The organism is Agarivorans sp. QJM3NY_30 (genome assembly GCF_050870855.2).
GTDB lineage: Bacteria > Pseudomonadota > Gammaproteobacteria > Enterobacterales > Celerinatantimonadaceae > Agarivorans.
Window position 1 is genome coordinate 4,294,211 of the sequence record NZ_CP194038.2, and the last position, 13,743, is coordinate 4,307,953.

The following is a 13,743-nucleotide window of genomic DNA, read 5'->3' on the forward strand; positions in this document are numbered from 1 at the left end:
TTGCGATACTATTGCAACATTATATTATCATCATAAATTGCTGAATCATCGGCATGACAATCTAATAAGACATTATGCAATTGGATGCGATAAAAAAGCTGTCTGAACAAGACATGGCTGCGGTAAACGCACTTATTTTTAAAGAGCTAGAATCAGATGTAGCGCTGATTAACCAAATTTCATTCTATATCGTAAATAGTGGCGGCAAACGGATCCGTCCTTTACTCACCGTATTAGCGGCTAGAGCACTCGGAGACCAGCAACAGCAACATATAAAGTTGGCGGCTATCATCGAGTTTATACATACTTCTACACTGCTTCACGATGATGTTGTGGACGAATCAGAATTGCGGCGCGGTAAAGATACTGCAAATGCTCGATTTGGTAATGCCGCCAGCGTTTTAGTTGGCGACTTCCTTTACTCGCGCTCATTCCAACTAATGACTCAATTGCAAAACTTACAAGTGATGGACATTCTTGCCGACGCAACCAATGTGATTGCCGAAGGAGAAGTCTTACAGCTAATCAATTGCAATGATCCCGACACTGATGAGGCGCGTTATTTTGAAGTGATCTATTGTAAAACAGCCAAGCTATTTGAAGCTGCAACTCGGCTTGCCGCGGTTATCGGTAACCAAGATTCAACCATAGAACTAGCGATGCAAGACTACGGAAAATATCTTGGTACCGCTTTCCAAATTATGGATGATGTCTTGGACTACACCGCTGACAAAGCAGAGATGGGCAAAAATGTTGGTGACGACTTAGCAGAAGGTAAGCCAACACTGCCACTCATTTATGCAATGGAACACGCCAATCCAGCGGATAGAGAGTTAATCGCGAATGCGATTAAACATGGAGGTTCACGCGATCAACTGGAACCGATTTTGCGGATCCTAGATAAGACCAAAGCCTTAGAATATTGTCACTCTCGTGCAGCTGAAGAAGCTCAGAAAGCTATCGACGCCTTAGTGCATATAAATGACGGCGAATATAAGCAAGCCTTAATTAGCCTCGCCAACATTGCAGCTGATCGCGTCGCATAATAAAAAGGGCGACCCACAAACAAAAAAAGCTGCCAATGGCAGCTTTTTTATTCACGATTTGCCTCAACTAAGCAAACGGGTGACGTAGAATCATCGTTTCCAAACGATCAGGACCAGTAGAGATAATATCAACCGGAACTTCCAGTAATTCTTCAATCCGAGCTATATAAGCTAAAGCCGCTTCAGGAAGTTGTTCACGCGCAGTTAAACCGAAAGTATTTTCCGACCAACCAGGCATCGTTTCATAAACAGGAACAGCCACCTCATAACCTTCGGCTGCCATTGGTGGTACTTTGAGCACATCACCGTTTGGCATCTGATAACCAGTACAAATTTTCAATTCAGCTAAGCCGTCAAGCACATCAAGCTTAGTCAGACATAAACCTGAGAGGCTATTAATTTGCACTGCACGACGCATCGCGACGGCATCTAACCAACCGCAGCGACGTTTACGGCCAGTGGTAGCACCAAACTCATGTCCTTTCACACCAAGGTGCTCACCCACATCATCATCAAGCTCGGTAGGGAATGGCCCTGCCCCAACTCGAGTGGTGTAAGCTTTAGTGATACCTAATACATAATCTAAATGACGAGGACCAAAACCGCTGCCCGTGGCTACACCACCCGCTGTGGTATTAGAAGATGTCACATATGGGTAGGTGCCATGATCCACATCGAGTAAAGTCCCTTGAGCACCTTCGAACATTACCGAATCACCACGACGACGCGCCTGATCTAAGAGATCTGCAACATCGGCAACCATAGCAATCAGCACTGGGGCCATCTGAGTCATTTGCTCAAGCACTTCTTCATAACTCACGCTAGGGGCGTCATAGTAATGATTTAATTGGAAGTTATGGTATTCCATCACTTCTTTAAGCTTGCTAGCAAATTGCTCCATGTTGAACAAATCACCAACTCGCAAACCACGACGCGCCACTTTATCTTCGTAAGCGGGACCAATACCTCGGCCGGTGGTTCCGATAGCGTTTTTACCGCGAGCTTTTTCTCGTGCGATATCTAATGCAACATGGTAAGGCAGGATTAATGGACATGCCTCACTAATCACGAGTCGTTCTTTTACCGGAACGCCACGCTCTTCAAGCATCGCCATTTCTTTAAACAGAGCATCTGGAGCCAATACCACGCCGTTGCCAATTACACAGGTAACGTTGTCGCGCAGCACACCAGAAGGTATCAGGTGGAGGACGGTTTTTTCGCCGTCAATAACCAAGGTATGACCCGCATTGTGACCGCCTTGATAGCGAACCACGTAATTTGCTTTGTCAGTAAGTAGATCAACGATCTTACCTTTTCCTTCGTCTCCCCACTGGGAGCCAAGGATAACTACATTCTTTCCCATTGTCTTTTGTCGTCTCAGTTAAAAAGCGATTCTAGCAGAAATCGGACACTCAAGGGGTGCAAAATATACCGATATTAGCTTATTAGGTCAAAGATTGATCACATATATCAGTACGATTGCGGTCCCAACTAAATACAATCCAATTTTTCGGATACTGCTCGCTGGCGATTCAGAAATCATTTTTAATAGATTTTTCCATCGTTTAGGAAACAGTAATGGACCAAGCCCTTCAATTAAACAAACCAGAGCGAGTGCTAATAAAGTGGAATCTTGCATAAGAAAGCCCAGCAATAAACTGGGCCCCCATTCATAGTCTACTGATTAGGTTCTTTCATGTACTGGAAGAATTCACTATTTGGATCTAATACCATCAAGTCTCCTCCATTATCGAAGCTATTACGGTAGGCAGCCATGCTCCGCCAGAATTTATAAAACTCTGGGTTTTTCTGATAAGCATGAGCATAAATCTTGGCGGCTTTTGCATCACCTTCACCACGCATTTCTCGACCCCGCTTATCTGCATCAGCCAGTAACACGTTCACTCTGCGATCCACGTTAGCCCGAATAATCTCAGACTGCTCTTGACCTTGAGAACGATGTTCTTTTGCCACAGCTAAACGCTCTGCTCGCATCCGTTGGTAAATACTGTTACTCACTTCGTCAGGTAAATTGATTTGCTTAATACGTACGTCCGTCACTTCAATACCAATCTCTGAAGAACGCGCCATTTGTTTCAAAGCATCTTCCATTACTTGACCACGTTCGCCAGACACAATATCGCGAATCGTCCGAGCACCAATTTCACTACGTAAACCATTATTAATTTTACGCTTTAGCAAAGACTCAGCTTGTATCACCGAACCGCCAGTAGAGAGATAAAATTTAGAAAAATCTTCAATTCGCCATTTAACATAGGAATCAATGATTAAATCTTTTTTCTCCGAGGTGACAAAACGGTCAGCATTACCATCCAAAGTTTGGATCCGTGAATCCAATACTCTCACCGAATCAATAAACGGAACTTTGAACTGCAAGCCAGGCTCATACACTTTGGTTGCACCATCGTCAGTACGTTTAACTTTCCCGAACTGAATAACAATGCCTCGTTCACCTTCTTTCACAACAAAAATAGATGAGTACGCTACCAACAAGGCCAAAATCACGCCAAAAATAGTAAACTGTTTCATGGCTTAATTTCTCCCCGAATTACTACGGTCGCTGCTTCGAATTGAAGTAGGGCGAGATGGAATAGAGCTACCAGATTCTGAGTTCATCGTTGATGATTTACTCGTATTACCACTAGTGCCAGTACTGGTCGCCGGCTTTTGATTCTGCTCCATTAGTTTATCGATCGGCAAATACAACATGTTGTTATTATTTGAACCATCAATTAATACCTTGTTAGACTTCGCGTAAACTTGCTCCATCGTTTCAAGGTAGAGGCGATGACGCGTCACATCTGGCGCAGCTTCATACTCTGGGAGCAACTGTTCAAAACGAGCAACCTCACCTTGCGCTCTTAACACGATCTGCTCTTGGTAACCTTGCGCTTCTTGTTCAATACGTTGAACTCGGCCACGTGCACGGGGTTCAATTTCCCGTTGATAAGCTTCCGCCTCACGGATAAAGCGCTGCTCATCTTCTTGGGCTGAAATCGCATCATCGAAAGCATCTTTTACTTCCTCCGGCGGACGAGCTGGCAAAAAGTTAACATCAACCACTTGTATACCCAACTTATAAGGTTCGATGATTTTATCAAGTAAAGCCCAAGTCTCACTTCTCACCACTTCACGACCAGTCGTCAAAATATCATCCATGGTCGTATGCCCAATGACATATCGCAGCGCGCTATCGGTGGCTTGCGCTAAGCTATCATCTGGCGAAGTCACGCTAAACAGATAGTTCTTTGGCTCTACGACTCGATATTGCACGTCCATTTCGACCCGTACAACATTCTCATCTTCAGTCAACATAAATCCAGAAGCAGGCAATGAACGAATCGTTTCCACATCCACTGGCAGCACTTCTTGAACAAAAGTTGCTTTCCAATTCAAACCTGGCTGTACTGGGCCGGCTTCATTGTCATACTTACCGAAAGTAAGCTTTACACCACGCTCGGCTTCAGCAATGGTATAAAAGCCGCTGGCAACCCAAATAATACCAAGTATCACCAGAACTACAGCGATCCCAAAACCGCTCACACCACCACTTCCAATTGATGGTTTTTTATTTCCACCGCCAAAAATACCGCCAAACTTACGTGTAAGTTTAGTGATCACTTCATCTAAATCAGGGGGACCCTGATTACCTTTCTTATTGTTATTACCCCAAGGGTCGCGATCACCGCTACCTTTGTTGCCAGGCTCATTCCAGGCCATCTGTGTCTCCAGAAGTTAAAGTAAATGCCTACTCACATTGAGTAATAAAACTATCTAAACTATGGTCAAATTGTTTATCCAAGCGCTGCCATGAAATGGCATCTAATCGGATATCAACAACGATATTTCCAGTATCGTCTAAACGCTCACCTGCTACGCAGTCTAACTGATATAAGCGACTACGCAAGCGGCCTTCACTGGGTGGCAAACGTAAAGTGTGGTTAACCATGTCACCAACTAAACGTTCACTGATCGCCTTATACAATAAAGGCAAACCCTCTCCCGTTAACGCCGATACCCACACTTTCTGAGGTAAGCCTTTTTCGTCGCGTTCAATACGCGGACTCACATCAGCAAGTTGATCAACTTTATTGTATACCTGTAAGAATGGGATCTCACCAGCACCAATTTCGTCTAATACCAGCTCCACTTGTTCAATATTCTCAGCCACTCGTTCATCACTGCAATCGATCACGTGCAACAATAATTGGGCTTCTCGCGTTTCAGTTAATGTCGCTTTAAAAGCCGCAACTAAATCGTGAGGAAGATGACGAATGAAGCCAACTGTATCCGCTAAAATTACCTTCCCAACATCTTCTATCTCAATTTTACGCAATGTTGGGTCAAGCGTCGCAAACAACTGATCTGCTGCATATACCTTAGATTCGGTAATTCGATTAAACAAGGTCGATTTACCAGCATTGGTATAACCCGCCAAAGATACGGTTGGTAGTTCCGCCCGTTGGCGAGCTCGCCGACCTTGCTCACGCTGCTTACCCACTTTATCTAAACGCTGAGTAATTTGTTTAATACGCGCCCGTAGCAAGCGTCGATCAGTTTCAAGTTGCGTTTCACCTGGACCACGCAAACCAATCCCACCTTTTTGACGTTCTAAGTGAGTCCATCCGCGAATCAGACGTGTCGACATATGACGCAATTGGGCCAACTCAACCTGCAACTTACCTTCATGGGTACGTGCTCGCTGAGCAAAAATATCTAAAATGAGGGTGGTACGATCAAGTACCCGAGCCTCGCAAAGATGCTCTAAATTACGTTCTTGTGCGGGCGACAAGGCGTGATTAAAAATAATCACGTCGGCTTGAGCACTTTTTACAATTTCTGCGATTTCTTCGGCTTTCCCCGTCCCCACAAAATATTTGGGATGGGGAGAAACCCGACTACCGGTGATAGTAGCAACCGCATTGACCCCAGCCGAACTGACTAGCATCTTCAGTTCTTCTAGGTCCTCACGCTCATCTTCGTCATTAAAATTAACATGAACTAAGATGGCCTGCTCACCAGCTTCATAACGGTCAAACAAGCTAATTTACTCCTTGGCACTTACCAAGGCTAATAAGCCTCAGCAAATTGCTATTCTTCGTTCTTTGCTTCACTAGGTACAGGACTATGGTGTGGCACTGCGCGTGCAGGAACCACGGTGGAGATAGCATGTTTATATACCATTTGGCTGACAGTGTTTTTCAACAAGATAACAAACTGATCAAATGATTCAACTTGGCCTTGTAACTTAATACCGTTTACTAAATAAATTGAAACGGGAATACGCTCACGTCGTAACGCATTCAAAAATGGGTCTTGTAATGATTGCCCCTTCGCCATGTTATTGTTCCTTTTTTCTTATAAATTAATTGGCACAGATCAAATTCGATTATATACCACTAACTTGGAGCCTTATAGAGACATTTTCAAGTGTCACCGAGTGAATTCGCCATTATTTGGCTATTTTCCGATGCTGCACTTCGTAGCCAAGTTAGAGAAGGCCAGCTTTTTAGCCAGTTCATTTGTTTCTTAGCTAGCTGGCGTGTTGCCACAATACCGCGAAACACCATTTCATCATAATCTATTTCTCCGCTAAGGTATTGCCACATCTGGCGATAACCCACACTACGCATCGACGGCAGACTCAAATCTAAATCGCTTCGTTGCATCAGCCCTTCGACCTCAGCTTCGAAGCCAAGTTCCAACATTAAGTGAAAACGCCGCTCAATGAGTTCGTGCAATTGACTTTTTTCGGTCGGTGCAATGGCAAACTGATGCACCTGAAATGGCAAAGGTGGTAAAGGCATACGATTAATTTCGGTGAGCGACTGACCCGTTAAGCGATAAACCTCAACCGCTCGCATCAAGCGCTGATGGTCATTCACACTAATTCTTGCCGCACTCAGCGGATCATAACTTTGCAACTGTGCATGCAAGGCTTGCCACGAGCTCACCGCAGCCTCTTGTTTAATTTGTTCTCTAAGCTGCAGATCTGCTTCAGGTAAGGGCGCAATACCTTCAACCAATGCTTTGAAATACAACATCGAGCCCCCCACCAATAGCGGAATATTACCGCGTTGATGAATCGCTGCGATCTGAGTCAGAGCATCTTGGCGAAAGTCTGCTGCAGAATAGACTTCGGTAGGATCACAAATATCAATCAAAGCATGAGGTGCCAAGGCTTGCTCGGCCGCCGTAGGCTTCGCCGTACCAATATCCATGCCGCGATAGATAAGTGCCGAATCAACACTGATAAGCTCCATTCCAAACTGTTGATGAAGCTCAATGGCTAAGGCGGTTTTACCGGAAGCCGTTGGCCCCATAAGAGTCACAATCGGTAAACGCTTAATCATGAATAAATCCTGCGATAGTTTTGCTTAAATCAACAGATTGCCAAAATCGCTTCGGTAACCCTTGAGGGTACTCACCGCATAACTGCTGGCAACAGTCCAAGGCTTGTGCCCAAGTAAATTGCTGGGGTTTAAGCTGTAGCTTAATCAAGCCACTCAGTAAGGCTTCTGGCTGTTGCCACTCGTCTTGCGGTAATTGCTGCATCGCTGCCAACAAACGCGGAAGCAACTGAGCAAAATCAGCTTTTCTAAATAACTTGGGAACTTGCGTGACGATAAGCTGAGTACGATTTTGCTGATTTAAGGTAAAGCCTAAACGACCCAATACGCTCTGCTGCTGCACCGCAAGAGCACATAAATCATCGCTCATCGTTAACTTTAAGGGGAGCAATAAAGGTACGCTATCTAAACCTTGTTGCCATTGGCTCAAAGCCTGATTAAAACTGAGGTGCTGTAAACTCGCCCATAAATCAATTAAGCCTAACTGGCTGGCTTGCCGCGCTAATAAATAGCCCTCTTCAATCATATGTAATGGATGAAGGCTTAACTCATTCTGTGGCTTTGTGTTTGTCGCAACAGCGCTGTATTCGGCACTTAACTCAGCGCTACGACTGAGCCAATTCTGATTTGCAGCGACTTGACTCACACTCGGTTTATCGGCTCGTTGTAAATGAGACTGGTAGTGATGGCGATCCTCAGCGACCCGACTCGAATTGGATTCACGCACTTGCACAGGATCTGCACAGCGCTTATTTTCGCTAGCAACAGGGGTTCCTAATGATCGGTGCTCAGTCGCGCTCGCAATGTTAATATCTTGCGGTGATACGGACGAAATTGGGGGGTTCGGAACATGGCTTAAAGCTGAACCCAATACCTGTACAATATAATCATGAACTAAGCGAGCCTGATGAAAACGCACCTCATGTTTAGCCGGGTGCACATTCACATCAACCTGGTCAAGCGGCAATTCAAGATACAACACATAGCAAGCATATTGCTGTTCATCCAGATAACTTGCGAAAGCCTGGCGAATGGCGTGTTGCAATAACTTATCGCGCATCATTCGACCATTTACATAAAAATACTGCTGATCATTTTGGGCTCTCGCAGCCTCAGGTAAACCCAGCCAGCCATGTAAGCGTAGCTGATCATGTTGATTGTCAATATGCAAACAGTGATGACTAAAAGCAGGGCCTATCACCGACGCCACGCGTTTTAATTGTTTATCTAAATTATCAGCGATACGATATTGTCGGGTCAATTTACCGTTGTGCTTCAGGCTTAAAGCAACATCAAAACGGCTCAAAGCTAAGCGTTTTAGTAACTCATCTATGTGCGAAAATTCAGTTTTCTCGGTACGCAAAAACTTCCGACGCGCAGGAGTGTTAAAAAACAAATCTAAAACTTCAACCGAACAGCCCACCGGATGAGCGCAAGGTTGCAAACTAACCTCCATATCACGGCCTGCCGCCTGAGCCTGCCAAGCCTGAGCTTGTTCAGCAGTTCGAGAGCTCAAACTTAAACGTGATACCGAGCTAATACTAGCCAGAGCCTCGCCACGAAAGCCTAAGGTGGCAATGCAACTTAAATCATCCAAACTATCAATTTTACTAGTCGCATGACGGCTTAGCGCTAAACATAACTGTTGTTGCTCAATGCCTGAGCCATTATCACGGATCAAAATCCGTTTCGCCCCCCCTTTATCGATTTCGATCTCGATACGAGTAGCCCCTGCATCTAGGCAGTTCTCGATCAACTCTTTCACGACTGAAGCAGGGCGTTCCACCACTTCTCCAGCCGCAATTTGGTTGGCTAATTGTGCTGGTAATATTTGAATCGGCATCTAATCAACTATTAGGAATGGTCAAAACCTGACCAATTTTGAGCGTATTTGAAGATAACTTATTGGCTTTTTTTAAACCGGCGACGCTGGTCTTATAACGAGCGGCTAATACCGACAAAGATTCACCTTTTTTAACCGTGTGCTTTTTTACACCATAGGTTTTCGCGTACAAAGTTCCAGGTAAAGGTTTCCTCTGATAATACTTTTTAATCCCAGATACAATGGCCTTGGCAAGTTTTTGTTGATGGTTACCAGAGCGCAATAAATTCTCTTCTTTGTGATTCGTAATAAAACCAGCTTCAACCAAAATCGATGGAATGTCGGGCGATTTTAACACCGCCAAACTCGCATGTTCTGGCTTTTTCTTATGTAAAGTAGTGACCTTACCGAGTTGACTTAAGACCTGTGTTGCCACTTGATAAGCGGTATTCATCGAATAATCCATTTGCATGTCAATCAGGGCAAAGTTGAGATGCGCATCATTGTCAGTATTACTCATTAACTCACCAACCCCTCCCAATAAGTCTGATTCTGCTTCGTGATCTTCTAGATGTCTGCCTACCTCACTCTTTGCACGGCGAGTAGATACGACCCATACCGAAGCCCCCTTAGGCTGCGAAGAAGTAAAGCCGTCGGCATGAATAGAGACCAGAAAATCAGCTTTACTCTTACGTGCGATTTGCGAACGTTTATTTAAATTAACGAAGTAGTCCCCTTGGCGAATTAACACGCCCTTCAATCCCGACTCTTTATCAATTAAACGCTGTACTCGCTTAGCAATGGCTAAAGTGACACTTTTTTCATAAGTTTTACGGCGACCAATCGCCCCAGGATCTTCGCCACCATGGCCTGCATCAATCGCAATGATAATGTCTCGATTCCCTTCCAACTGCTGCTGGGTTTTAGTTTTCGAGATCTGCTGTTGTTTCTTTTCTGTGGCGGCGGAACCTACCTTGTCAGGTAAATCAATCACTAAGCGATGGCCATAATTACCCGTTGGTTTAAGCGCAAATACCACCGGCGTAACTGGCTGATTCAGCTCAACAACCAGCCGATAAGCGTCCTTTTCTTTAGGGGTACTCGCTCGAACTTTTTTAACCAATCGACCAGAGATATCGACTTTGCTCAGTTCAACCTTCATTTGGCTATTCTTTAAATCAAGCACCAAACGATCCGGCTTTTTTAAATTAAAGTAGCTAAACTCAGGTGCGGCTGAAAGGTCGAGCACGATCCGAGTATTATCTGGACCACTCCATACCCTAACCCCCGAGACGGAGCTACCTGCGTAGGCCAAGCAACTCACTAAATAGAGACTGAGCCACAACCAGCGACCAGACAAAACATTAAACCGCATCTTGACTCAACTGCTCCACGATACTCTCTCCTTGAACACTGAGGGCCTTCACTTGGACGCAACGCTGCTCCCCCTGATATGCCAACTCAACTAGCAAATCTGGCTCGGGTAAAAAACCAAGCCCTTTCTCTGGCCACTCAACGATACATAAACAATCTTCACCAAAATAATCGCGGATCCCTATAAATTCTAGTTCCTCTGGATCGGCTAAGCGATATAAATCGAAATGGTTGACTCGCCACTCACCCAGTTGATAAGGCTCAACCAGGGTGTAAGTTGGACTTTTTACCTTACCTTGATGCCCTTTACCTTGGACAAAGCCTCGCGTGAGTGTTGTTTTACCTGCGCCAAGATCACCCGCCAGATAAATCACCAAGGCTTGCTCACAAGCTTTCGCGAGGCGGACACCTAAAGCAACCGTCGCTTGTGCGTCATTTAATTCAGTTTGCCAGATTTTCATTACTATTTGGATTCACCAGTTTTCTTATATAAGGCATCAAATCGGAGGCTAACATGCCTCTTTCACCTTGCTCCGCAGCGAAGTCTGCCGCCATGCCATGAATACTAACGCCAAGGCAGGCAATATCAAATAAACCATACTGCCCACTCAATTGCGCAATCAGACCGCCGATGATACCAGACAATACGTCTCCCATCCCCCCCGATGCCATTCCCGGATTACCGAAGGTCGATATTTTTACCTTCTTACCATCACCCGCAATAATAGTACCAGCACCTTTAAGAACACAAACGCCGCCAAAGCGCTGCTGGATCTTCAGTGCAGCGGCAATCCTATCTTGTTCAACCTCCAACACGGAACACTGCAGCAAGCGCGCCGCCTCGCCTGGATGTGGTGTAAGTACCCAGTTGTCCCGCCTTTCAGGCTGCTGTGCTAACAAATTTAAAGCATCTGCATCAACCAATAAATTGCATTTCCGTGCCAAGGCTTCTGTCCATAGAAAACCAGCCCAACGATCTTGCGCGAGGCCCGGTCCAACGACCAAGCTATTTGCTTTGGCTAATAAATCTTTCAGTAATAACCTCTGTTCAAGCTCAACGCCCATCACCATCAATTCGGGTCGCCCCGCCAACATCAACGCAAGATGTTCTGGTTTAGTGAGCACATTGACCAAACCTGCACCAGTGCGCAAACTTGCTTCTGCAGCCAAACGGATTGCCCCCGGCATACCAAGGTTACCCCCCAGCAGAGCTAAGCGACCACATTGGCCTTTGTGTGCCACGCGACTGCGTTTCGTTAATAAAGTCCACAATGGAGCGGGTAAATTTCGTTCCACTCGACTGCGATTCATTTGGGAAAAATCATCTCCAATCCCCAATCCAGCGAACACCAAATCTCCCACATAATCAGCAGATTGGCCGGTAAATAAGCCCTGTTTTAAACCAACGAAACTAATCGTTGCGCTAGCTTTGAGTGCAACGCCAAAAATACGCCCTGTATTAGCACACAAACCGGAAGGAAGATCTAAGGCTAACACTGGTGCAGATAATTGGTTAATCTTCGTCAGCAAGCCTGCAATAGGTTCACGTATTTCACCGGCAAGCCCAGTTCCGAATATACCATCAACAATCACATCACATGGGCCCTCAAAGGCCGCCATAGAGTCGAGCGTTCCACCGACCGCTAACCATGCCTGTCGAGCCAATCGGGCCTCTTCAGGCAAGCGTTCGGCCAAACCAAGTTCAATCAATTGAATTTGTAAATGGGCTTGCTTCGCGAGTCGCGCTAATACATAGGCATCCCCACCATTATTACCGCCACCAGCAAATACCAATAAACGCCGTGCATTGGGCCAACGATGTTGCAGAAATGCAAAAGCTGCTTGCCCTGCACGCTCCATCAGCGTGAACAAACTAAGCCCTTGTTTTATGGCCAATACTGCTTCTTGAGCTTTCACCGCTTCGGCTGACCACAAACTTTGTGGTAAACTTGCGGTAAATAAACCGTGCTTTTGCCCCATGCCCCTACCATCCGAAATAGACCTGAATCAGCTGGTTCAACATATCAAGCTCACTGCTAAATCGCTAGGTTTTCAGCAAATTGGCATTACAGATGTGGATCTTAGTCAACATCATCAACAGCTGGAACGCTGGTTAGAAAAAGGCTACCACGGCGAGATGGATTATTTAGCGCGCAATGTCGAGCTTCGCAAGCATCCTGAGTTATTGCATGAAGGCACTATGCGCATCATTTCAGTTCGTATGGATTATTTGCCTGAACACGCCCAATTTGCCCAAAGTTTAAACCATACCGAACAAGCCTATATCAGCCGTTATGCTTTAGGCCGAGATTATCATAAATTAATGCGTAAACGACTCAATCAGCTGGGCAAGGCCATTAGCCAATATTGCGATAGTGAGCTAAACATGCGTCCCTTTGTCGACTCAGCCCCAGTTCTAGAACGTCAACTCGCCACCAAAGCGGGTTTAGGTTGGACCGGCAAGCATAGCTTACTCATTAATCAGGATGCTGGTTCTTGGTTTTTTTTGGGAGAACTGTTTATCAACCTCCCCCTGCCTTGCGACCAGGCGGTTGAACATCAGTGTGGTGATTGTGTGGCTTGCTTAACCATCTGTCCAACTCAGGCCATCGTCGCGCCCTATCAAGTTGATGCTCGGCGCTGTATATCTTATCTCACCATCGAATATGACGGCGTGATCGATGAAGACTTGCGCCCTCTTATGGGCAATCGAATTTATGGCTGCGACGACTGCCAGCTGGCATGTCCTTGGAATCGCTATGCTCAGCTAAGCCAAGAACCAGACTTTGCCAAGCGGGAACAACTCAACCAACCAGACCTCTTAGCTCTATTCGCATGGACTGAAGCGGAATTCTTAAGCAAAACTGAAGGCTCTGCCATTCGACGCATCGGCCATCAACAATGGCTACGTAACATTGCAATTGCATTAGGTAACGCGCCTTACTCCGAGCAAATATTGCAACAACTACAAAATAAACAAGGCGTCACCGAGCAAGTACAACAACATATCGACTGGGCCATCAAACAACAACAAAACAGGGCTGCCCAAGCCTCCCGCAAAACGGCCAGATTGATCCGTATTGTAGAGAAAGGATTATCTCGTGATGCCTGATGTTTCGCTTATGCAACT

At 45.6% G+C, this 13,743-nt stretch carries 13 protein-coding genes; 2 read left to right on the forward strand and 11 right to left on the reverse strand.

The genetic code is table 11. From position 1 onward, the window contains the following. Positions 1–74: 74 nt before the first annotated feature. The gene (gene ispB, locus ACRRSX_RS19405; protein WP_432455944.1) at positions 75–1,046 is read left to right on the forward strand and encodes an octaprenyl diphosphate synthase; all 972 of its coding nucleotides are present in this window, start codon (positions 75–77) and stop codon (positions 1,044–1,046) included. Between the two features lie 67 nt (positions 1,047–1,113). Here the strand turns inward: ispB and ACRRSX_RS19410 are convergent, their stop codons facing one another. The 11 genes from ACRRSX_RS19410 to ACRRSX_RS19460 all read right to left on the reverse strand — a co-directional run bounded on the left by ACRRSX_RS19410 (position 1,114) and on the right by ACRRSX_RS19460 (position 12,593). Further along, positions 1,114–2,409 (reverse strand): adenylosuccinate synthase, encoded by a 1,296-nt coding sequence (locus ACRRSX_RS19410; RefSeq protein WP_432455943.1) that lies wholly within the window; start codon positions 2,407–2,409, stop codon positions 1,114–1,116. An 87-nt stretch (positions 2,410–2,496) separates the two neighbouring features. Continuing rightward, positions 2,497–2,685: a DUF2065 domain-containing protein gene (locus tag ACRRSX_RS19415; protein ID WP_432455942.1), complete on the reverse strand. Its 189-nt coding sequence runs from the start codon at positions 2,683–2,685 to the stop codon at positions 2,497–2,499. A 38-nt stretch (positions 2,686–2,723) separates the two neighbouring features. After that, complete coding sequence (gene hflC, locus ACRRSX_RS19420) at positions 2,724–3,596, reverse strand: protease modulator HflC (protein WP_432455941.1); 873 nt, start codon at positions 3,594–3,596, stop codon at positions 2,724–2,726. A gap of 3 nt (positions 3,597–3,599) precedes the next feature. Further along, positions 3,600–4,787, reverse strand: coding sequence for an FtsH protease activity modulator HflK (gene hflK, locus ACRRSX_RS19425; protein WP_432455940.1), 1,188 nt, complete (start codon positions 4,785–4,787; stop codon positions 3,600–3,602). 28 nt (positions 4,788–4,815) lie between these two features. Next, positions 4,816–6,108: a ribosome rescue GTPase HflX gene (hflX, locus tag ACRRSX_RS19430; protein ID WP_432455939.1), complete on the reverse strand. Its 1,293-nt coding sequence runs from the start codon at positions 6,106–6,108 to the stop codon at positions 4,816–4,818. Positions 6,109–6,158: 50 nt separating this feature from the next. Further along, positions 6,159–6,407: an RNA chaperone Hfq gene (hfq, locus tag ACRRSX_RS19435; protein WP_432455938.1), complete on the reverse strand. Its 249-nt coding sequence runs from the start codon at positions 6,405–6,407 to the stop codon at positions 6,159–6,161. A gap of 86 nt (positions 6,408–6,493) precedes the next feature. After that, positions 6,494–7,420, reverse strand: a complete 927-nt coding sequence (gene miaA, locus ACRRSX_RS19440; RefSeq protein ID WP_432455937.1) for a tRNA (adenosine(37)-N6)-dimethylallyltransferase MiaA — start codon at positions 7,418–7,420, stop codon at positions 6,494–6,496. After that, the gene (gene mutL, locus ACRRSX_RS19445; protein WP_432455936.1) at positions 7,413–9,260 is read right to left on the reverse strand and encodes a DNA mismatch repair endonuclease MutL; all 1,848 of its coding nucleotides are present in this window, start codon (positions 9,258–9,260) and stop codon (positions 7,413–7,415) included. The genes miaA and mutL overlap by 8 nt, the downstream gene beginning before the upstream one ends. Before the next feature lie 4 nt (positions 9,261–9,264). After that, positions 9,265–10,614 carry an N-acetylmuramoyl-L-alanine amidase gene (locus tag ACRRSX_RS19450; RefSeq protein WP_432455935.1) on the reverse strand — a complete coding sequence of 450 codons (1,350 nt, stop codon included), beginning with the start codon at positions 10,612–10,614 and terminating at the stop codon, positions 9,265–9,267. Beyond that, a complete protein-coding gene (gene tsaE / locus ACRRSX_RS19455) occupies positions 10,604–11,074 on the reverse strand; it encodes a tRNA (adenosine(37)-N6)-threonylcarbamoyltransferase complex ATPase subunit type 1 TsaE (RefSeq protein WP_432455934.1) in 471 nt (156 codons plus the stop codon). Before tsaE ends, ACRRSX_RS19450 begins: the two co-directional genes overlap by 11 nt. Continuing rightward, a complete protein-coding gene (locus ACRRSX_RS19460; protein ID WP_432455933.1) occupies positions 11,055–12,593 on the reverse strand; it encodes an NAD(P)H-hydrate dehydratase in 1,539 nt (512 codons plus the stop codon). The genes tsaE and ACRRSX_RS19460 overlap by 20 nt, the downstream gene beginning before the upstream one ends. Here ACRRSX_RS19460 and queG point away from each other — a divergent pair. Continuing rightward, entirely contained in the window at positions 12,592–13,725 is a 1,134-nt protein-coding gene (queG, locus tag ACRRSX_RS19465) for a tRNA epoxyqueuosine(34) reductase QueG (protein WP_432455932.1), read from the forward strand. The genes ACRRSX_RS19460 and queG overlap by 2 nt on opposite strands. Positions 13,726–13,743 lie beyond the last annotated feature (18 nt).